Here is an 18,340-nt window from a genome sequence, read left to right as displayed (position 1 = left end):
TCGCCAAACTCAGCGGGCTTTCTTACATTTCAGGGAAACACACACCAGCTTCATACAAAGCGGTGCAAACTCCCTCTGCGCTTTGTGTTTTGCTCGTTCTGGCGATAGCCGCCATTTTTTCTACTTGTTGTTGCTTGGTTAAGCGTTCGAAAAACTCTTTTTCTTCACTGGTTTCTATAGAATTGTTATCACTTAACTGATTCATAGCGCCCTCGCCTTACTTCTATTGATCCGCTCAAAATCATCCCGACAATCCGCATCACAAAAAGCCAGCCCATCAGCAAGTGGAGCATCGCAGTAGAAACAGCGGCTTTTGGGGTTAAAGTGTTTCTGGGTCTATTTTTAAGCGCCGCTTGCAATTCAACCTCTGCAAACTTGGTCGCCATATCGACTTGATCAGACATTGGTATTCTCCACCGTGGGGTAAACTTGTGGGTTGAGTTTGTGCAAGGGAATACCTGTTACAGCTTTTACAGTTTGGGCTCGCTTTGCGGGGATAAGACCAGAAACAAACCATTGAGAAACAGCTTGTTGAGTAACATTGCAAGCCTTGGCAATGTCAGCTTGTGAAACCCCGTCAGGGATAAGTTCAACCAATTCTTTCATTATTAATCGACCCGTCAATTTCAAGTAATTCTTGCATTTCCATAAATACTTGCACATACCGATTGATTTGACAAGTTAAACTTGTAGTGCATAATAAAGTTAAACTTGTACTATTATTCGAATGGAAGATAGAATCTTGATTGGTCAACGAATTAAGTCGGCACGAGAAAAGCAGAAACTCAGCCAAGAGCAACTTGGTAGTTTAATGGGTGTTTCTTTTCAGTCAGTGCAGCAGTGGGAATCGGGTAAAACCACCCCGCGATCTGCTCGTGTTCGCAAGTTAGCTACCGTACTAAAAACAACGCCTAATTGGATTCAGTTTGGTATGGGAACGGCCACCTCAGAGAACTTGGACGACATTCTTAAAACGGTACGTTCCGATGAGTTCAGGCATCAGATGTGTGACGCCTTTGCCAAAACAATTCAAAGCAGCATGAATATGGGCTGGATCAACATTTCTAAGCCTGATGTATCAATGGCGATACTTGCTGATCTGTATTATTCAAAAGTTTTAGAGCAGTATGGCCTAGAGCCAAACGGTGATAAGCAAACAGAGCAAGAGCCACTGCAACGGGCCGATAAAAGCTAATAAACACAACATCAAAAAAAAGTGCCTTTATTGGCACTTTTTTTATTCTCTAAATTAATTTAAAAGCTGTCACGTTCGGCTGTTCTTGTTCTATTTCTTCGAGCCTTTCCAGTAACTGTTCACACAACAAATCTTGGTTATCAATTAATGCCTGCAGTTCTGCAGGGGTTTGCTGCTCAATGCTCAGCTGCCTAAACTGATATTGCTCCATCGCTAATTTGATAAATGCAGAGCCCATTTCAGACTCAGCATCCGACTTTAACTTAGCAACACTAGCAGCCTTATTAAACGCAGAGTCTGTCGCCCAAAAATAATAAATAAAGACGATGGCTAAACAGATAGCGACCAAACAATATAAATAATTCATTCCAAATCCTTTTGCTTTAATTCTTTTTACTTAAACTAACTGCTGTGGCTGACGCGACAACAATAACCATAATGGCATTAATAGATGGAATAGCCACCTGGTAGATACTTCCAAGCACATCAAGAACATGCCGATCAAAAAATCGCACAACTTGAATAATCGCCAATAGTTGCAGCATCCTAACGCAAAACACCGCCACCTTATCAAACTCAACAGACAGCTTTATATGCAATTTATAAATAGCCATTATCGCAAGTAGATCAACCGCTGCGAAACCGAAGTACCACACCAGGCGAGTAAATCCCACACTGTAATCAGCCAGCTCGTTGATCAATCTATCACTGATAAAAATACTGATCAGCAGAACAAACAGCACCCCCCAAGCGGCAATACCTGTCGATGACGGCTTACTAAACTGCGTAATGTTTAATACTGCAAACACTAGCAAGACAACCATAGTGGCAATCTCTAACTTGCTTAAGAAAATATCCATATACACCTCAATAGCGAGGATTCGCACCCCCGCTATTTACTAAGTTCTATTTAAAGAGGCGGTTCCTTGCCGCCACCATTTTGAGTATCCACCGCTGGCGGCTCCTTTCCACCACCATTTTGAGTATCCACCGCTGGCGGCTCCTTTCCGCCGCCGTTCTTTGCTTCAATATCTTCTTGTTCAACTAACTGGTTTTTATCACTCATAACTAACATCCATCTATTAAGTAAATTGGCACTGGCAATACTACCAATGTAAATGAGTAAAACAGCAAAACATGATAAAAAGTAACAAACTGTAACGCTTTCACAACCTGCCACCTTAAGACCCAAGCAAAATATTCTCCGAATAAATCGGCTTACTTTGCCAGCACCTATATTAATCAAAAAACCAAAACTTATACAAGTTTTTCTTGCTTTTTCCATTTTAACTTGTATCTTGTAATACAAGTTTTACTTGTAGAGATTAAAGAGGCAATCAAAATGGTACTTACAACAACCCCACGAACAAAGAAAGAAAACATCGAATTTAGGCTACTCATAGCAATCCGCTTTGCCTGCTTACTAAGTCAGCATAAAGACCCAATGAGCTGCCCTAGAGTGAATAACCGCCTAGCAAAGCTAGAGCGCTACTTGCAGTACACCCAGCCATCACAGCTATTCATTAAAACCTACTGCATTAGAGCAGGTGAACTTGGGCAATCATTTAGCCTGCGCGTTGATGAGGCAACATCATCAATAAGGCTTTATCGCAACACTGAAACTAATGTGGCTAAGCTAATTACTGTCTGAATATACAGTAGTCGAAAAGGGAGGTAAATATGAATTCACTCGAACAACTTAGGCAATATCACGCCCTACTAAAAGCCAGTGTAAGCATCAAGCCTTTTATTAACTGGTTTGATTCACAAATAGAAATTCACCAGCAAGCCATAGAACGCTGGCCTCACGAACGCAGCACATTTGAACGACTAATTAGTCAGTGTGAACAGGCTAAACAAAAAGTGATGCGTGATCACCAAGTAGCAAATCAGCTTGTAGCACTGCAGCTACAGCACCAAGAGGGCTAGCCCATGAACACCACCTTTTTGCTTATGGCTCAATTTAATAAAGCGGTTATTCCACTAGAAGATATCTGCAAGGAGTTCTTGGGGCTTGAAACTCGAACCGCACTTAACTACGCCAAATCAGGCCGCTTGCCAATTGCAGCGTTTCGCACCAGCAACAGCAATAAAGCACCTTGGGTGGTTCATGTAAGTGATTTAGCCGATCACCTCGATAAACAGCGCGATATTGCCAAGCAAGACCTGATCTGCGCGGCATAAGGGGGAGTTATGTTTTTTGTCTATGGCGTAAACATGAGTATTGCAAGAAAAGCGGCCTTAAAGAAAGTGCTCACTTATGAGGGCTCTGGCGATAACAGGCGCGAACTTTCTCAAGAAGAATACGAGAAACAGGTTAAAGAGCAAACTCAGGCCAATTTTAACAAGATGAAGCCGCAGCGCCTCAGTCACTCTTTATCAACACCTAACCTTTGCGCTGAGTTTATCGAACTCGCCAATACCCAAGAGCAGCATAAGCACCTGCAGATCCGATATAGGAAACCAACAGGGAAGTTGAACCCAAAAACCAAAAAGCCACAGATGAGTTGGGAAGTTTACACAGGATAATCGCCATGAAAATAGAACAAAGCTCAGTCACCAAATTGACTCTTACCGAGATAGAGGGCTTAGACCCTGTAACAGTGATTTTAGAAAACTATGCACCAGGTAAGGGGAAAATCATCATCGAGTGTTATGGCGAAAGTTGGTCAAGCTACTGGGGGGCCATGAGTGGTGACTCAATAGAGCAGTTCTTTATTCGAATCAATCATCACTATGCCGCCACAAACCTCAGCACAATAAAAAGTGACATTGATTGTGATTCAGAAGAATTTGCCGCCAAGCTGCGCAAAGAGATAGTCAGTAGCAGAAAACAAGGGGAATTTACTAAAGTCGAAGCCAGAGAACTATTCAATGACGCCGAACATTTTGAACTTGAGCAGCCTGATCACGCTCTAGCATCGCGAGTGTTTGGCCCTGATTGGTGGTACAGCATTCCGCAAAAGCCAAACCCAGATTATCAATACCTTTGCCGCATCATCGACAACGTGCAGCAAGGCCTAAAACTCTACATTAACAGCAAAACAGACAAGGACGCAGCATGAGCCAAAGAATTGAATGTAGTAAACGCCAATGCCGATGGACAGGAACTTTTTCAACAGCACATCGCCGTGATGATGGTTTTATGAAAACAGCCATTTGCCCACGCTGCAATTGTGATTCTTTTTACGATTTACCGAACCCCGTTAAATCCGAGCGAGCTGAACAAGCAAACGCACTTATTAAAGCAATATCAAGTCATGGCCGTAAGTTTTTTGACTATAAAGGCGAAGTTTCAACGATAGAGGTAGATGCCAAAGGCAAAGTTTGGTTTGTAGACAGTTACACCAAACGCCGAATCTATACCCATTATCAAGGGCGCTGGAGCGGCTTTAGCAATGGTGGCACATTGCGCGACCTCGTTTGCTGTATGCGCAACTACATCACTAAAGGTCACAAAATACCGCTCGCATGGATAGCACCAACGCGCTTCAACCCTGAGAACGGTGATATTTGGGGTTATGGGCAAGAGGCCGCTGCAGACTTACGTAAAGAAGTGGCCTTACTCGACATTATTGATGAGAGCAAAGCATGAACTACCTACTACCAGGCCACGAATCATTAGAGCGCATGCAGCTGCTGATCAACGAGTTCACCAAGATGAACTCAGAGCCACAAAAAAACGCCTTGATTGAGCATTACGTTAATGGCCTGCCAGTTGAACGCGCCGCCGCTCGCTTTGGTATCGAAGTTTCAAACCTAGTCAGAGCCCAAGAACGCCTCGAACAAGTGGCGAGTAATATCGAAAAGGTTAAAGAGCTGGATTGGGCAAGGTTTGGCTATAGCAGCAATTCAAATCAGTTAAGCGATAACAAAACAGTAAGCGCAAGCTAAGGAGCAGCACCATGACAGATAAACCAACCCCCATCAGCTATGCGCAAAAGCTAACTGAATTAAAGCAGCAATCAAAGCACCTACTCAAAGAAGTGGGCGACCAATGGCAAACCCCGCCTGCGCTTTTCTGGGGCGTGTTCGCCAAGTTTGGCCCCTTTGTACTCGACCTGTTTACCGATGGCAGCAACAACAAATGCCCCAACTTCTACACAGTAGAAGATAACGCCCTCACTCAAGATTGGACTGCCGATCTAAAAGGTGGCAAAGCCTATGCCAACCCGCCCTATTCACGCGCCTGTATCGAAGATGGTCAAGCCGTCACAGGTATGCGCAGCATCATTGAGAAAACCATGATTGAACGCGATAAAGGCGCCAAGATGGTTTACGTGATTAAGTCTGCCACCTCAGAAGTGTGGTGGCCCGAAGATGCCGACCACGTTTGCTTTATTCGTGGCCGTATCAGCTTTGATCTACCCGCTTGGTTTAAACCGGCTAATAAAAAACAAGAGGCCTCAAGTGCTGGTTTTGCCTGTGCCATCGCCGTATTTGATAAAGAGTGGAAAGGCGAGCGTATGGGTTACATCAACCGCGATGATCTACTGCAAGACGGTCAAACCATGCTTGATATGGTTAACGCTGCAGCGCACAAGCTGCAACCAGCCTCACAGCAAGAGACTGTTCAAGAACTAGCACAACAATTAGATCAAGAGCCTAACCAATCCCCCACCACGCCCATCGCCTCCGCGAGTACCATTACGCGCTGCTCAATGAATGCCTGGTCACAATACCGAAATGGCCCAAGCCGAATCGCAGATACCGACCGCATTAACGAGGTAGACAAAGCCCATCAAAGCGAATTTGAGTCATACGCCAATTACTGCTTATTAAATGGCGACAGTGAAGCAGAAGTTACCCAAAGCCTATTGGCTAGAATAGAGGAATTAATGACGCCTGATGAGCTAGAGAACAGTGCAGGCCAGCAAATCGATATAGAGGAGCAGATAGCCCGTAATCAACCACAGTCAGCAGAGAAAACAGTGGAATCAGCACAGGCAACCAGTGACGAATCACCCGCTAGCGATCAACAAACCAAATCAGTTTGGCCTAGCGAGGTGTTTGATTTAGTCGATAAGGCTTTCCAAGCCCAACCAGACAAAATCAATAATCACCGCTGGACTGTTCTTTGCGCCCTCGCCAATACCTTACTGCTAGAGCAAACAGCACATGATGCCGTATTAGCCGAGTTAACCGCTAGGCTCGAAAAGTGCGAACCTATGGGAGACGTGGCATGAACACTTTCACTACCCCGAAAGGCAAGGTCTGTTTATCAGCACCGTTCGCCTCAATCCATCACGATAAAAAGCAGGTGCAGATCACCTATACACCAGACAACTATCACGGGTGGGGAATATCGCACAGTCGCAACGCCACCGAGCTTTGCCACTTTAACCAAACTGACGCCGAGGCATTTGCCCTAGACGCCGAAACAAAACTGAGAACGCAAGGAGCAGCGGTATGAGTAAATATCAAGATGGTGAACATATAGCATTGCACTTAGATGATCCAAAAGAGCAATTCGTAAAAGGGTGGGTGAAGCTTGAACAAGCCCAGATAGCCATTGATCAAGCTTTTGGTGGTGATCTGCAAACTGTATCAATTAAACACGAATATGCTTTTTGGGGCGTAGGTATCGATGAGTGTGGCGAGCCTGCAACAATGTTTTACTCACGCACAACACCTGGTCGCGGCCGCTTCAAAGTAACGACGGTATTAGTGAGGGAATCATAATGAATGGGTTAATAGTCGATAACTTTGCAGGTGGCGGCGGCGCTTCTGAGGGGATTAGCTGGGCATTAGGCCGCAGTGTTGATATCGCCATCAACCATGATCAAGACGCCATTGCCATGCACTCAGCCAACCACCCAACCACCTTGCACTATTGCGAGTCAGTGTTTGACGTTAACCCCATTCAAGCCACGGCAGGTAAACCCGTTGATTTGGCATGGTTCTCTCCAGACTGTAAGCACTTTAGTAAAGCCAAGGGCAGCAAGCCAGTAAGCAAGCAAATTCGTGGTTTAGCTTGGGTGGTGATCCGCTGGGCGCTACTCACTCGCCCAAAAGTGATTATGTTAGAAAATGTAGAAGAATTTAAAACGTGGGGGCCAGTAATTGAATGCGAACAAACGCAAACGGCCAAGCCATGCCCAGAACGCAAGAGTGAAACCTTTAAAGCGTTCGTTAATATCCTCTCAACAGGCATTAATGCCGATCACCCCGCATTAGCAGAATGCATCGATGTGCTAGGCCTAACCGACATTAGCCAGCTTATCAAAGGCTTGGGCTATAAAGTTGAATGGCGCGAAATGCGCGCTTGTGATTATGGTTCGCCAACTATTCGCAAGCGCTTATTTATGGTGGCCCGTTGTGACGGCCAGCCGATAGTTTGGCCCGAACCGACCCACGGCGCACCAGACAGCGAGCAAGTTAAAAATGGTGAACTGCAGCCATACCGAACCGCCGCAGAATGTATCGATTGGTCACTGCCATGCAAATCAATCTTTGGCCGTAAAAAGCCACTGGCTGAAAACACCATGAAGCGAATAGCCAAAGGCATACAGAAATTTGTTATCGATGCACAGCAGCCTTTTATTGTACCTGGTAATAATGTAGCACCTTTCATCACCGAACACGCCAACGCCAGCAGCCAACGCAACATGCCAGCAAATGAGCCACTGCGCACCATTTGCGCCGAGGTTAAAGGTGGTCACTTTGCCGTAGTTCAACCGACTCTAAAAGCCGCCAACATCTGCAAGCATTACGGCGGCAATTACTCGGGACCAGGTGACAGCTTAAGCAATCCACTGCCAACAGTCACAACCGTTGATCACAATGCCCTAATAACTAGCCACATGATAAAAATGCGGGGTACGAATTTAGGTCATGCAACTAGCGAACCCGCCCACACCATCACCGCAGGCGGCTTGCATTTAGGCGAGGTCAGAGCTTTTTTCATCAAATACTATGGCAATGAGCAAGACGGCGTTGCCTGTGATCAACCGCTACACACTATCACCACCAACGACCGATTTGGCCTAGTGATGATAAAAGGCGAACCCTATCAGATCATCGATATTGGTATGCGCATGTTAGAACCCCACGAGCTATTTGCCTGCCAAGGCTTTAACCCTGAATACATCATTAAAGACTACAACGGTAAAACCACCAAAAAGCGCCAAGTCGCCCGAGTGGGTAACAGTGTACCGCCACAATTTGCCGAAGCGCTCACACGCGCAAACCTACCTCACCTCTGCATCAAAACCGCAGCTGCAGCTTAAGGAGTTAGCAATGAGTAACAACCAAGGAAAAAATATTTTAGCAGAGCTCTATTTATCAGGCTTAAGCATTAAAGCGGTAGCAGAACATACGGGGCAATCGGAGTGGACCGTTCGCCAAACAATCAAAGTTATGGGCATTGTTCGCAAACGCTCAAAAGCTATATCAATAGGCAAAAGGCAAAGCCAACCAAAACTAAGCTATCAAGACCTACTTGAAAGAAAAGAGGCGGCGCCACTATTCAAAGCAATGCACATGCTAAATAGCCATTACCGCGATAAACAAGCTAGCTTGTAATCATTTGGGTGGCGTAGACTCTGCGCCACCCAGTGAGCTAAACATTAGCGATCAACCTATCAATTGCGAACGCAAAGCCACGCTTAAACCCCTCATTATGATTGTTCATCGCAATAAAGATATCGGCCAACGTTAGATCATCATCGTACCGGCCTTTTTTAAAATCCAAATACTCACGCCCATACTGCTCACCCAAAGCGCAAGCCTTGGCATAATCCGCCGTATCTGACACAGCCCAATAATTATTGCAGTGCGTCCCAATCTCAACGAACGATGGCAAACCACCTAACTCAAAATCAGATCTAGAATGAGTAATCATTTATCTTCCTTAAACCAATGCTAAAAGACAGCCAAACATCACTTGGCATTGGTGGTGATCATACCCAATAAAATACGCCAACTAGCTAATTGCAAATTTGAATTTAAAAAGGTGAACTTTCGATATTCTTAAACATTTTTAAGGGGGTTTCTGTTAGGGGCAACAGGCATTGATGAGTGAGAGAAAGGCGGATCATTGTGAGTAAAGTAGGGGTACCCCGAAGTAAAACAAAAAAACGAGGCACCCAATAGGCACCCTTGCAGAATAATTCTAGATATAAAACATCAACTTAATCTTAAATCGCACCAATCCAGCATGGGCGCAATTGAGAAGGTACGATTGATCTGTCTAACTGACATAAACTAATTATCCAACTTAAAATAAAGACATGCAGCCCTCTAGGCTTAAGTGTCTATTTGAAAAATACCCGACTTCTGCCCAAGCCATATAAAGTGGCTAGCAATATCTGCAATCTAGGAAGATAACAATTGGCGAAGTGCAATAATCGCGCATTATAGCACTACATCTGGCTTGAGGAGAAAGCCATGCGGTGAATGTTTAACAAATCACAAGCCAACGCGACTATTTATGAGCATTGATGATATAGGACTCAAGCGTTTGTTGTAGCCAGAAGGGGGCTAGGACTTTGCCATCGAGGGAACGTCTTAACCATAGGTAGACAGTCGGGTGTGAAAAGTCTTGCAATAAAAGCTTATCTTGGGAGTAATCAATCTTACTCGCTCGCAACCCCTTAATGCTTGCCAAAAAATCCACTGCGCCTTTAACACCAACAATCATGAAGGCATTTGAATTCAGTAGACTACTCGCTGCACTACCAAGATCGGGGGCCGTGGCATAGACCGGCACAGATTTACCTTTCGCCTTAGCATAGACACCAATGGGAGACTTATTTGCAGGAAACGGCATAGTCACTAGCTTCACAATAGGATAATCAATCATATTATCGATCGTTGGAGACTGCCAAATGGGGTGACCTTCTCGAGCGATAAGGTATCCACCTCTGTGTTGAATAATCGATTTCGATAATAGCTCTTTTCTCATTGAAGGCATAAAGCTGATCACCGCATCCACTTCTCCATCAATCAGCTGTTGTTCACTTCTTTCTGACCAGGCCGATGTGGAAATAGCAAGAGTTGAGTTAACACTATTGTTCTGCGCCTCATCAATCACCTGTTGAGCTAAACCGATCTCTAACTGTGGCACAGTACATATCACCATTGGTGGCTCAGGAACATTCGTACGATTAATGGCGAGCCCCTCTATCGAATCTGCACAGCTGAGTATTTCAGAAAAGGATTCATACAGGGCATGGGTCAACTTAGTAGCAACCAGTTTATTGTTCTTTCGAATGAATAGAGGGTCATCAAATACATCCCGCAATGCATTCAGGGCTCGGCTCACTTTTGGCTGTGATAAGCCTAAAGCCACTGCCACATCCTTGGTACTATTCTTGTGATATAACAGGCATAAAATTTCAATCGTACTGAAATTAATACTAGGCAACTTTTTCATCTTGCCCTCCCTTTTCAGAGATCATATTTGACGCGATGTAATTTCGGATCTCCTCGGCAACCCAGCCGGAGTAATTTTGATCTTTTCTCATCTGAGTCAGATAGAAATGATATTGCCCATTTCTTTGGTTGATCTGGTGGCTTAACTCATCGTCGAGTTGAAATGAGGCAATATTCCCTCTTTGGCACAAAAACTCAATTGCATCTTTATGGCTTAACAAAGCAACAGCATCGCTTTGCTCCAGTTGCAACATCAGATCGGCGAGGAAACATACTTTCGCAGTAATATTGATCTCCCGCCCACTGTCGAGTGCATAGGATTCTAGCGGATCCATAGCATCATTCAGCTCATTGCCAGAAAAACTGATATAGGGATAACCAAGAATTTGCTCTATATCCGTCACCCTATCCACGGTGAATATAGGATGCCCATGCTTAGCAACTAACACATAAGCTCCCGATTTATCGATAAGCTCAGACCATAACTGTTCGGTGTTATAAGCACTATAAGTGACCGCGATATCCACATGCTGCTGCTTTATTAAATCAGCAATATTACTGGTGCAAGATTTAAGGTGAAATAGATATTGATGCGACTCTTCACTGGCTTTTTTTTGCAAATGGCTTAACAGGTTCAGCGACAATGTCGGCGGGCAGGCAATGACAATTTCTTGAGATAGAAAGCTATTATTATCTAACTCAATTCTTTCACAATATTTAGCTAAATCGAGTATCCGTTTCATTTTGGGATAAATATCATTAGCTAAATCACTTCTTTCAAACCCCTGCTGTTTACGGAAAAAGAGTGGTGCATTCAATGAATGTCTAAGCGATTTTAAACTTCGACTGATCTTAGAGCTCGGCACGCCAAGTGTTTGACTCACTGCGGTAGCATTGAGTGATTCATACAATAAAACGAACACTTGAATATCGAAGAGGCTATTAGTGCTTAAGTTATTCATTCACCCTCAAATCAAACGCTTAAATAAAACTAACAAATTATATATAGGTAATCTAAACCAATCCTAAAACCTTAGGTATACAAGAGGTCAACTTTCTTGAATCTAATATTAGCTAATACGCAATTTTGTGACTTACCCATAATATTTACCTGCAGAAAAACACCTCATTTTTTAGATTTGCAAAATCCGAATTTTACATTTCTACTTATTAATAACTTACACTAACCACTATAAAACCCCGCAATCACAAAAACAAAAGACCACAAGAGCAACCCCATACAACACAAACAACTAACACACAAAAATCTTTCGAAATATAAACCCAAAACAACAACAATCAGCAAGAGTGATCAACTTCATATCAAAGGTAAAACAAGATTAATAATATTTTAACAACCAAAATTGGTTACCTTTAAGGAACGTATGATGATGATAATGAAAAGAAAAACATCGTTAGCCCTGTTGATTAGTTCTGCATTTATAATCTCTGGCTGTTCAGATGGTGAAGATGGAAAAAATGGTGAAGACGGCAAGCCAGGCGGCGATGGTGATCCAGGTACCTCCGGCTTACATATTGATATGGCAAGTGAAGCGATCGCGCATATCAACAATGCAAGCTATGCCGATGGTATTATTACAGTCAATTTCGAACTCGAAAATAAACAGGGTGTTGGTCTTCATGGTTTAAGCCCTGAAAATGAATACCACGACTTCCGCTTCTCTTTAGCTCAACTAAAAACCAACCAAGGTTCTGATCTAAAGCAGTGGATCTCACTACTTAATGATACAACCAATGATGCAGGTACGACATTCGAGCAAGGCTTCGAAAAAATTAAAGACTGTGCAGAGTGTTTGGAAGATCATAAAGACGGTACTTACACCTATACATTCAGCACAAACCTAACCACTGCAACCGATCCCGCAGGTGTGGTTTTCGATCCAAGCTTAACCCAGAGAATTGCTATCGAGATGCAATTCGAATACGCCTCGGGACATGAGTTAGCTGAAAATGCCCATTATGACTGGATCCCAGCGACAAGTTCGACGGAAGGTGTTGAGACTCGTGAGCTCGTTACGCTAGAAACTTGCTATACCTGTCACCAACCAGATAGCCTTAAGGCTCACGGTGGTCGCCGCTTAGATATGGAAAACTGCCAATCCTGCCATAACGGAATCGTGACCGATCCTAATGCAATTTCTGTTGAGCTTGGGCACATGGTTCACGCAATTCATATGGGACCAAATCGTGAAGGCAAAGACGCCGAGGGCAATGTGGTTCCAATGCCATATACCATTGCTGGCTATGGTGGCGATCACGCATTCGACTACCCAGCATTCCCGACTAAACCCTTTATGGACTGCGCGACGTGTCACGTAGATGACGAAACACTTGCCGACAAAGATCTGTGGCTGGCTAATGCTAACGCCAATGCATGCTCAGGCTGTCATACTGATTCACCAGCACAGCACAAGTCAGATAAAAACCCAGAGTTTAGCTGTACAGATTGCCACAGCGCAGCAGTACATACAGATCATAAGAAGCCTTATGAAGCTGCTGAAAACTACAGCGTCGAAGTCAGTAAGGTAACCATCGACTCTGCAAACCTGATACAGTTTGAAACCAAAATTATGGACGCTAATGGCGAGCTAGTGACTAAAGATGAAGTCTACAAGCAAGGCTATAGCAAGCCCTACATGGTTGTCAGCTGGGATGTAGAGAAAGACTACCCTGATTACAATCAAGCTCCTTACAGTCAGCGTCGAATTGACTTAAAAGATGAGACTAAAGCCACTTGGAATGCCGATAACACTGTCAGTGTAGCGGTAACGATGAACTTCCCAGCGGATATCGCCTCTCGTTCTTTAGAAGTGCTGCCTGTACTTAAAGTCTGCTTCGAAGAGGGAACGGCTAATCGCACCACATGTGATGCGGACAATGCCTACCCAGCCTACGTACAGACCGAAGCTTATCGTGCTGTATTAGGCAACCCAGATGCTGTCGTTGCAGAGCGACGCTCTATCGTTGATACAGCGACTTGTTATGGCTGTCACAGCAAGGAGTTCTACCATGATTCAAATGGGGTGAACTGTATTGCCTGTCATACCAACGATAAGAGCCTCAAAGGAAATGGTGAAGCCGACAACGGCGTTGCATTACTGAAATCGACTAGCTTCATGTATAAGGCTCACAAAGCTGAAGGTCATGATAATGGTCACGGCGGAAGCGGCACTATCCTTAAGACAGATTGTACGACTTGTCACTCAGCAGTTGAAGGCTGGGGTGGTCTAGCCTACGGCTTCGAGTTGGGTCGCAATGCAGGTCAAGCCCATGCTATTCCAAGCACACAGCGCCCAGCTACCGGTGAAGTGGTTGAAACATGGTACGCCTCTTCTGATGCTGCGGCATGTATGAGCTGTCACCAGAAGTACATGTCTGATGCTGCAATGTCGCACATTAGAAGCAATGGCGGTTACTTCGGTGCCAATAAAGATGCTGACCATATTGTTGATGTGAATGATGCGGGTAATGCAAAGGATGCTAAAGAAGCGTGTGCAACCTGTCATAGCCCACAAAAAGTCATGGAGCATCATGGTTTTAGCTTATAGCTTTAACTTGTAGTTCCCCCTGTAAAACCCAGAGGTGCTACTTTGTCCCTAGCACCTCAATAAGTTCCATCCCCTGCAAAAGTCAAAGGCACCGTAAGGTGCCTTTTTTGCGACTTCAACAAGCCTAACTAAAACTAGAATGGCTGGTTCACCATGATCCAGAATTGATTCGACTCTGCGCTAAAGGCCAGCTCCGCGCGCACAACGATACTTTCGACTTCAAATCTCGCGCCAAAACCAGCCGACCACTTTAAGTCTTCGTGCAGTGCGCTGGCACTAAACTCATCACTGACCTGTCCCGCCTCTGCAAAAGCCACCCATTGCCACCAAGGCACATCGTATAAGTTAAATACCGGCCACTCCTGTAATGGTTGCCATCTTGGCTGTACCCGATACTCTGCGCTATAAAGCACGGCTGAACGACCAGTATAACGCTTGCTGGTGTAGCCTCTAAGGCGCTCAAAGCCACCTAAACTCACACCAGCGAAACTAGGCGGACGATGGAAGTCGCCCTGAGAGTCAGAGGTCCAAGTTGGGGTATCAGCGAGGTAGAAATTAAAGGCCAAAATTTGCTGACCAAACCATTCATTGGAGTCGATAGAAACAAAGGCGCTTTGCTCAAACTCCCAAGTGGTCCAGCTATTGCGCGAGCCACTACCGAAATCACGAGTCACCTTAAAGCTAGTTTGCCCGCCTTGAGTACTGTTTTTACCGTTATCACGGTTATCCCAATCGAGTTCTACGGCAAGCCCCTTTGCTTCCTCTGGTAAAAACTCAAAGCCCTCTAGCTCTCGGCTATGAGTAAAAGGACTGAATTTAATACTGCTCACACCAGACTCGAACGGGTTCCAACTGATATCGCCCCTTGCACGGCCTAAACTGTTTAACACGCCTTGGCTTCCACGGCCTATGGGTAAAATATACCTAGCATGTAACTTAGTGAACGACTCATCACCGAATGCTATGACGCGCTCGGTATCACCGTAGGGGTCGTTTTGGCTAGGAACATAATAAACCCCCTCTTTAAAGCGAGCCTGATAGGTTTCGGCAGAAAATAACCACTGCTCTATAGAGGGAATTTGATAGTCGTTAAATCGCAGATATCCAAGCCAGCTATTGTTAGTGCTATATAAGCCAATACCCAATATAGAAGACTGGATCTGACCTGCATGTTTAAGTACACCTGCACCACCAAAGGCTGTGCTTAAGCTTTCACTGGAAAAAGCAAAAGGTACGGCTGCAAACTCGGCTTGGTAGTTCAGCAACTGCTCTTCGCCCTGATTAGACTTTTGCTTAGTCTTGGGTGAAACAGACTCGATAATAACTATCTCTTCACCTGACTGACGGTCTTCAGTCATCTCAGTAGAAGCGGCAAACGCCATTGGCGATACGAGCCCCAATGCGGTAAAAGCACGCAGTAAATAAGTTTTCAATTTAAAAGTTCTTCATTCTGATGAAGGGCATCCTGCCTCTATCACCACTACAGAATAAGTTAATTATTTGCTCAATCTAGGCAAACTGCGACTCGTGGAGTTAATTTAGTCACAAGCTCATAAGCGATGGTTCCGATATGTTCTGCAACCTCCTCGACTGGAAGGTCCTTTCCCCACAGCACGGCTTTATCACCGACACAATCTTTAGCGTCCGCACCAAGATCAACGGTTAACATATCCATCGAGACTCGACCTACAATAGGAGCGAGACGACCGTTAATCAACACTGGCGTGCCTAACGGGGCATTTCGTGGATAGCCGTCACCATAACCGATAGCAACCACTCCTAATTTTGTGTCTCTATCGGCAACCCAATGACTACCATAACCAACTGGTTGACCCGCTTTATGGTCACGTATGGCAATCAGTTGTGATACCAACTCCATCGCGGGAATAAGCCCGTGCTTAGTGCCAAGATCGCCAACAACTGGTGAGACCCCATAAAGCGCAATCCCAGGACGGATCCAGTTTGCTTGGCTCTGTTGCCAAAACAGGGCACCAGCTGAGTTTGCTAAGGTGCGTTCGCCCGGTAAGTCTTTGGTTAACTCTTCAAAAACAGATAGCTGTTTAGCGGTATAATCATTGTCTGGCTCATCGGCACAGGCAAAATGGGTCATTAAATTGATCGGTTTAGCGATATTGCCACAGGCCAACAATCGCTGGTAAACCTCGTGAAATTCATCGGGAACAAAACCTAAGCGATGCATACCTGAGTCAACTTTCATCCACACGCTCACCGGCTTATCAAGCTCTGCCTGCTCCAGCATCTCGATCTGCGACTCATGATGAACTACGGTTTCAATATCATGCTCAACTAAAGTCGCCAAATCGGTAGCACGGAAAAAGCCTTCCAATAATAAAAGCTTGGCCTTTACACCACCGGCACGGAGCGCCAGTGCTTCTTCTAAGCGTGCTAAGCCAAAACCGTCAGCATTATCTAAACATTGAGCGACATTAAGTAGCCCATGGCCATAGCCATTGGCTTTAACAACCGCCATCACCTTGCTCGATGGGGCAAGTTCATGCAGCCGAGCCAGATTGTTCTTCAATGCTTGGCGACTAATTTCTGCTCGTGGGAATGGTTTCACAACTAACCTTGTTATATCTATTAAAAAGTAAGAGCCTCTATGAGGCTCTATTGTAATTAATCATGGTCCCTAAATGACTTTATGGACAATAATTAATCCTCTTCGAATTGTGGGCCAGCGTAGTTATCAAAACGTGAGAATTGCCCTTGGAAGGTTAAGCGTACACGCCCAATCGGGCCGTTACGCTGCTTACCAATAATGATTTCAGCAGTGCCTTTATCTTCAGAGTCATCGTTATACACTTCATCACGATAAATAAACATGATCAAATCCGCATCCTGCTCAATCGCGCCCGATTCACGCAGATCCGAGTTAACAGGGCGTTTATCGGCACGTTGCTCAAGCGAGCGGTTAAGCTGTGATAGTGCAATAACCGGGATTTCGAGCTCTTTCGCCAAAGCTTTAAGCGAGCGCGAAATCTCTGAGATCTCCAAAGTACGGTTATCTTTTAGTGCGGGTACCTGCATCAACTGAAGGTAATCGATCATAATCATCGACAGACCGCCATATTCACGGGCAATACGTCGTGCACGGCTTCGAACTTCAGTAGGTGTTAGGCCTGAGCCGTCATCGATATACATCTTACCCTGCTCTAGCATAATGCCCATGGTCGATGATACGCGCGCCCAATCGTCATCATCTAGCTGACCGGTACGAATTTTGGTCTGATCGACACGGCCTAAAGAGGCCAACATACGCATCATGATCTGTTCTGAAGGCATCTCCAAGCTGAAGATGAGCACGGGTTTGTCTTCGTGTAGCGCCGCTTGCTCACACAAGTTCATCGCAAAGGTGGTTTTACCCATAGATGGACGTGCCGCGACAATAATCAAGTCACCAGACTGGAAGCCTGCGGTCATCTTATCTAAGTCGCCAAAGCCACTCGACACGCCCGTTACACCACTGGTTGGGTTGTTATACAGCTCTTCAATCTTATCAACGGTCTTTTCTAGAATCGCTTTTATGCCCTCAGGGCCTTCGTTAGCGTTAGCGCGCTGCTCGGCAATTTTAAAAACTTTGGTTTCAGCTAAATCAAGCAGTTCACTTGAGTTACGCCCTTCAGGATTGAAACCTGCATCAGCAATTTCGTTAGCCACCTTAATCATATCGCGTACCACCGCACGCTCACGTACGATATCGGCATATGAGTGAATGTTACCGGCACTCGGCGTGTTTTTAGCGATTTCACCGATATAAGCAAAGCCACCCACATCCTCGAGCTGATCTTCAAGCTCAAGCTGCTCAGATACGGTAATTAAGTCGATCGGTTGACCGGCGCTGATCAAAGATTCCATCGCAGTGAAAATAGTGCCGTGGGCACGCGAATAGAAGTCTTCTTTTACGACGGCCTCAGCCACTCGGTCCCAAGCGTCAGAGTCCAACATCAAACCACCGAGAACCGATTGTTCAGCTTCAATTGAATGCGGCGGCATCTTCAGCGCGTCCATCTGAAGATCTCTTGGTTTCTCTTTGCCCTTAAAGGCGCGTTGTTGTGACATTAAATCTCCAAATTTCCAACGTTTAAGCAAAATGTGGTATAAAACTGGGGTCAAGCAAAGCAGGTATTTAACATCTAACGACCTGCACTAAGAAAAATACTATAACAATATTAAGGAAAGA

The 18,340-nt window shown here is 45.0% G+C and carries 26 protein-coding genes; 14 read left to right on the top strand and 12 right to left on the bottom strand.

The features are described 5' to 3' along the window. Positions 1–22 precede the first annotated feature (22 nt). Genes K5Q92_RS12225 through K5Q92_RS12215 form a run of 3 tightly spaced genes read right to left on the bottom strand, consistent with a single transcriptional unit; the run spans position 23 to position 606 of the window. Positions 23–205 (bottom strand): hypothetical protein, encoded by a 183-nt coding sequence (locus K5Q92_RS12225; protein WP_220769278.1) that lies wholly within the window; start codon positions 203–205, stop codon positions 23–25. Beyond that, the gene (locus K5Q92_RS12220) at positions 189–404 is read right to left on the bottom strand and encodes a hypothetical protein (protein ID WP_220769277.1); all 216 of its coding nucleotides are present in this window, start codon (positions 402–404) and stop codon (positions 189–191) included. The genes K5Q92_RS12225 and K5Q92_RS12220 overlap by 17 nt, the downstream gene beginning before the upstream one ends. Continuing rightward, positions 397–606 (bottom strand): Cro/CI family transcriptional regulator, encoded by a 210-nt coding sequence (locus tag K5Q92_RS12215; RefSeq protein ID WP_220769276.1) that lies wholly within the window; start codon positions 604–606, stop codon positions 397–399. Before K5Q92_RS12215 ends, K5Q92_RS12220 begins: the two co-directional genes overlap by 8 nt. Positions 607–727: 121 nt before the next feature. On the opposite strand from K5Q92_RS12215, the gene K5Q92_RS12210 reads away from it, so the two are divergent. Further along, complete coding sequence (locus tag K5Q92_RS12210) at positions 728–1,195, top strand: helix-turn-helix domain-containing protein (RefSeq protein WP_220769275.1); 468 nt, start codon at positions 728–730, stop codon at positions 1,193–1,195. 49 nt (positions 1,196–1,244) lie between these two features. Here K5Q92_RS12210 and K5Q92_RS12205 read toward each other — a convergent pair whose 3' ends face one another. From K5Q92_RS12205 to K5Q92_RS12195, 3 genes are read right to left on the bottom strand one after another with little or no spacing between them, the layout of a single operon-like run. Beyond that, positions 1,245–1,562, bottom strand: coding sequence for a hypothetical protein (locus tag K5Q92_RS12205; RefSeq protein WP_220769274.1), 318 nt, complete (start codon positions 1,560–1,562; stop codon positions 1,245–1,247). A gap of 16 nt (positions 1,563–1,578) precedes the next feature. Next, positions 1,579–2,055: a hypothetical protein gene (locus K5Q92_RS12200; protein WP_220769273.1), complete on the bottom strand. Its 477-nt coding sequence runs from the start codon at positions 2,053–2,055 to the stop codon at positions 1,579–1,581. 50 nt (positions 2,056–2,105) lie between these two features. Continuing rightward, positions 2,106–2,480 (bottom strand): hypothetical protein, encoded by a 375-nt coding sequence (locus K5Q92_RS12195; protein ID WP_220769272.1) that lies wholly within the window; start codon positions 2,478–2,480, stop codon positions 2,106–2,108. A 57-nt stretch (positions 2,481–2,537) separates the two neighbouring features. Between K5Q92_RS12195 and K5Q92_RS12190 the strand changes: the two genes are divergently transcribed. The 12 genes from K5Q92_RS12190 to K5Q92_RS12135 are packed head-to-tail and all read left to right on the top strand — an operon-like array spanning position 2,538 to position 8,719. Beyond that, positions 2,538–2,846 (top strand): hypothetical protein, encoded by a 309-nt coding sequence (locus tag K5Q92_RS12190; RefSeq protein WP_220769271.1) that lies wholly within the window; start codon positions 2,538–2,540, stop codon positions 2,844–2,846. 29 nt (positions 2,847–2,875) lie between these two features. After that, a complete protein-coding gene (locus tag K5Q92_RS12185) occupies positions 2,876–3,124 on the top strand; it encodes a hypothetical protein (RefSeq protein WP_220769270.1) in 249 nt (82 codons plus the stop codon). 3 nt (positions 3,125–3,127) lie between these two features. Beyond that, positions 3,128–3,379, top strand: a complete 252-nt coding sequence (locus tag K5Q92_RS12180) for a pyocin activator PrtN family protein (protein WP_220769269.1) — start codon at positions 3,128–3,130, stop codon at positions 3,377–3,379. Between the two features lie 33 nt (positions 3,380–3,412). Then, complete coding sequence (locus K5Q92_RS12175; RefSeq protein WP_259649561.1) at positions 3,413–3,724, top strand: hypothetical protein; 312 nt, start codon at positions 3,413–3,415, stop codon at positions 3,722–3,724. 5 nt (positions 3,725–3,729) lie between these two features. Continuing rightward, complete coding sequence (locus K5Q92_RS12170; RefSeq protein WP_220769267.1) at positions 3,730–4,260, top strand: hypothetical protein; 531 nt, start codon at positions 3,730–3,732, stop codon at positions 4,258–4,260. Next, positions 4,257–4,790, top strand: coding sequence for a hypothetical protein (locus K5Q92_RS12165; protein WP_220769266.1), 534 nt, complete (start codon positions 4,257–4,259; stop codon positions 4,788–4,790). Before K5Q92_RS12170 ends, K5Q92_RS12165 begins: the two co-directional genes overlap by 4 nt. Further along, a complete protein-coding gene (locus K5Q92_RS12160; protein ID WP_220769265.1) occupies positions 4,787–5,089 on the top strand; it encodes a hypothetical protein in 303 nt (100 codons plus the stop codon). The genes K5Q92_RS12165 and K5Q92_RS12160 overlap by 4 nt, the downstream gene beginning before the upstream one ends. Before the next feature lie 11 nt (positions 5,090–5,100). After that, on the top strand, positions 5,101–6,381 hold the full coding sequence (locus tag K5Q92_RS12155; protein WP_220769264.1) for a phage N-6-adenine-methyltransferase: 1,281 nt from the start codon (positions 5,101–5,103) through the stop codon (positions 6,379–6,381). After that, entirely contained in the window at positions 6,378–6,608 is a 231-nt protein-coding gene (locus K5Q92_RS12150) for a hypothetical protein (RefSeq protein ID WP_220769263.1), read from the top strand. The genes K5Q92_RS12155 and K5Q92_RS12150 overlap by 4 nt, the downstream gene beginning before the upstream one ends. Beyond that, complete coding sequence (locus K5Q92_RS12145; protein ID WP_220769262.1) at positions 6,605–6,877, top strand: hypothetical protein; 273 nt, start codon at positions 6,605–6,607, stop codon at positions 6,875–6,877. The genes K5Q92_RS12150 and K5Q92_RS12145 overlap by 4 nt, the downstream gene beginning before the upstream one ends. Next, positions 6,877–8,424: a DNA cytosine methyltransferase gene (locus K5Q92_RS12140; protein WP_220769261.1), complete on the top strand. Its 1,548-nt coding sequence runs from the start codon at positions 6,877–6,879 to the stop codon at positions 8,422–8,424. The genes K5Q92_RS12145 and K5Q92_RS12140 overlap by 1 nt, the downstream gene beginning before the upstream one ends. Positions 8,425–8,434: 10 nt before the next feature. Further along, on the top strand, positions 8,435–8,719 hold the full coding sequence (locus K5Q92_RS12135; protein WP_220769260.1) for a hypothetical protein: 285 nt from the start codon (positions 8,435–8,437) through the stop codon (positions 8,717–8,719). A 37-nt stretch (positions 8,720–8,756) separates the two neighbouring features. Here K5Q92_RS12135 and K5Q92_RS12130 read toward each other — a convergent pair whose 3' ends face one another. The 3 genes from K5Q92_RS12130 to K5Q92_RS12120 all read right to left on the bottom strand — a co-directional run bounded on the left by K5Q92_RS12130 (position 8,757) and on the right by K5Q92_RS12120 (position 11,532). Then, positions 8,757–9,038, bottom strand: coding sequence for a hypothetical protein (locus K5Q92_RS12130; RefSeq protein ID WP_220769259.1), 282 nt, complete (start codon positions 9,036–9,038; stop codon positions 8,757–8,759). A gap of 582 nt (positions 9,039–9,620) precedes the next feature. Then, positions 9,621–10,571: a LysR family transcriptional regulator gene (locus K5Q92_RS12125; RefSeq protein ID WP_220769258.1), complete on the bottom strand. Its 951-nt coding sequence runs from the start codon at positions 10,569–10,571 to the stop codon at positions 9,621–9,623. Then, positions 10,555–11,532: a LysR family transcriptional regulator gene (locus tag K5Q92_RS12120; protein WP_220769257.1), complete on the bottom strand. Its 978-nt coding sequence runs from the start codon at positions 11,530–11,532 to the stop codon at positions 10,555–10,557. Before K5Q92_RS12120 ends, K5Q92_RS12125 begins: the two co-directional genes overlap by 17 nt. A 435-nt stretch (positions 11,533–11,967) precedes the next feature. Here K5Q92_RS12120 and K5Q92_RS12115 point away from each other — a divergent pair, with 435 nt between their 5' ends. Beyond that, a complete protein-coding gene (locus K5Q92_RS12115; protein ID WP_259649560.1) occupies positions 11,968–14,139 on the top strand; it encodes an OmcA/MtrC family decaheme c-type cytochrome in 2,172 nt (723 codons plus the stop codon). A 134-nt stretch (positions 14,140–14,273) separates the two neighbouring features. Here the strand turns inward: K5Q92_RS12115 and K5Q92_RS12110 are convergent, their stop codons facing one another. The 3 genes from K5Q92_RS12110 to dnaB form a co-directional block, all read right to left on the bottom strand. Further along, positions 14,274–15,572: a hypothetical protein gene (locus K5Q92_RS12110; protein WP_308443586.1), complete on the bottom strand. Its 1,299-nt coding sequence runs from the start codon at positions 15,570–15,572 to the stop codon at positions 14,274–14,276. A 71-nt stretch (positions 15,573–15,643) separates the two neighbouring features. Beyond that, positions 15,644–16,720, bottom strand: a complete 1,077-nt coding sequence (gene alr / locus K5Q92_RS12105) for an alanine racemase (RefSeq protein ID WP_220769255.1) — start codon at positions 16,718–16,720, stop codon at positions 15,644–15,646. A gap of 92 nt (positions 16,721–16,812) precedes the next feature. Continuing rightward, on the bottom strand, positions 16,813–18,219 hold the full coding sequence (gene dnaB, locus K5Q92_RS12100; RefSeq protein WP_220769254.1) for a replicative DNA helicase: 1,407 nt from the start codon (positions 18,217–18,219) through the stop codon (positions 16,813–16,815). Positions 18,220–18,340 lie beyond the last annotated feature (121 nt).

The sequence above is a fragment of the Shewanella sp. MBTL60-007 genome, assembly GCF_019654915.1.
Classification (GTDB): Bacteria; Pseudomonadota; Gammaproteobacteria; order Enterobacterales; family Shewanellaceae; genus Shewanella.
This window is presented reverse-complemented; position numbering and strand designations above follow the sequence as displayed.

Coding starts and splice junctions, on each gene's coding strand:
- K5Q92_RS12120 (WP_220769257.1), bottom strand. CDS start 11,532: ATGAATAACTTAAGCACTAATAGCCTCTTCGATATTCAAGTGTTCGTT.
- K5Q92_RS12145 (WP_220769262.1), top strand. CDS start 6,605: ATGAGTAAATATCAAGATGGTGAACATATAGCATTGCACTTAGATGAT.
- K5Q92_RS12215 (WP_220769276.1), bottom strand. CDS start 606: ATGAAAGAATTGGTTGAACTTATCCCTGACGGGGTTTCACAAGCTGAC.
- K5Q92_RS12205 (WP_220769274.1), bottom strand. CDS start 1,562: ATGAATTATTTATATTGTTTGGTCGCTATCTGTTTAGCCATCGTCTTT.
- K5Q92_RS12200 (WP_220769273.1), bottom strand. CDS start 2,055: ATGGATATTTTCTTAAGCAAGTTAGAGATTGCCACTATGGTTGTCTTG.
- K5Q92_RS12155 (WP_220769264.1), top strand. CDS start 5,101: ATGACAGATAAACCAACCCCCATCAGCTATGCGCAAAAGCTAACTGAA.
- K5Q92_RS12220 (WP_220769277.1), bottom strand. CDS start 404: ATGTCTGATCAAGTCGATATGGCGACCAAGTTTGCAGAGGTTGAATTG.
- K5Q92_RS12115 (WP_259649560.1), top strand. CDS start 11,968: ATGAAAAGAAAAACATCGTTAGCCCTGTTGATTAGTTCTGCATTTATA.
- K5Q92_RS12195 (WP_220769272.1), bottom strand. CDS start 2,480: ATGGAAAAAGCAAGAAAAACTTGTATAAGTTTTGGTTTTTTGATTAAT.
- K5Q92_RS12135 (WP_220769260.1), top strand. CDS start 8,435: ATGAGTAACAACCAAGGAAAAAATATTTTAGCAGAGCTCTATTTATCA.
- dnaB (WP_220769254.1), bottom strand. CDS start 18,219: ATGTCACAACAACGCGCCTTTAAGGGCAAAGAGAAACCAAGAGATCTT.
- K5Q92_RS12185 (WP_220769270.1), top strand. CDS start 2,876: ATGAATTCACTCGAACAACTTAGGCAATATCACGCCCTACTAAAAGCC.
- K5Q92_RS12150 (WP_220769263.1), top strand. CDS start 6,378: ATGAACACTTTCACTACCCCGAAAGGCAAGGTCTGTTTATCAGCACCG.
- K5Q92_RS12190 (WP_220769271.1), top strand. CDS start 2,538: ATGGTACTTACAACAACCCCACGAACAAAGAAAGAAAACATCGAATTT.
- K5Q92_RS12210 (WP_220769275.1), top strand. CDS start 728: ATGGAAGATAGAATCTTGATTGGTCAACGAATTAAGTCGGCACGAGAA.
- K5Q92_RS12175 (WP_259649561.1), top strand. CDS start 3,413: ATGAGTATTGCAAGAAAAGCGGCCTTAAAGAAAGTGCTCACTTATGAG.
- K5Q92_RS12170 (WP_220769267.1), top strand. CDS start 3,730: ATGAAAATAGAACAAAGCTCAGTCACCAAATTGACTCTTACCGAGATA.
- K5Q92_RS12225 (WP_220769278.1), bottom strand. CDS start 205: ATGAATCAGTTAAGTGATAACAATTCTATAGAAACCAGTGAAGAAAAA.
- K5Q92_RS12130 (WP_220769259.1), bottom strand. CDS start 9,038: ATGATTACTCATTCTAGATCTGATTTTGAGTTAGGTGGTTTGCCATCG.
- K5Q92_RS12180 (WP_220769269.1), top strand. CDS start 3,128: ATGAACACCACCTTTTTGCTTATGGCTCAATTTAATAAAGCGGTTATT.
- K5Q92_RS12165 (WP_220769266.1), top strand. CDS start 4,257: ATGAGCCAAAGAATTGAATGTAGTAAACGCCAATGCCGATGGACAGGA.
- K5Q92_RS12125 (WP_220769258.1), bottom strand. CDS start 10,571: ATGAAAAAGTTGCCTAGTATTAATTTCAGTACGATTGAAATTTTATGC.
- K5Q92_RS12140 (WP_220769261.1), top strand. CDS start 6,877: ATGAATGGGTTAATAGTCGATAACTTTGCAGGTGGCGGCGGCGCTTCT.
- K5Q92_RS12160 (WP_220769265.1), top strand. CDS start 4,787: ATGAACTACCTACTACCAGGCCACGAATCATTAGAGCGCATGCAGCTG.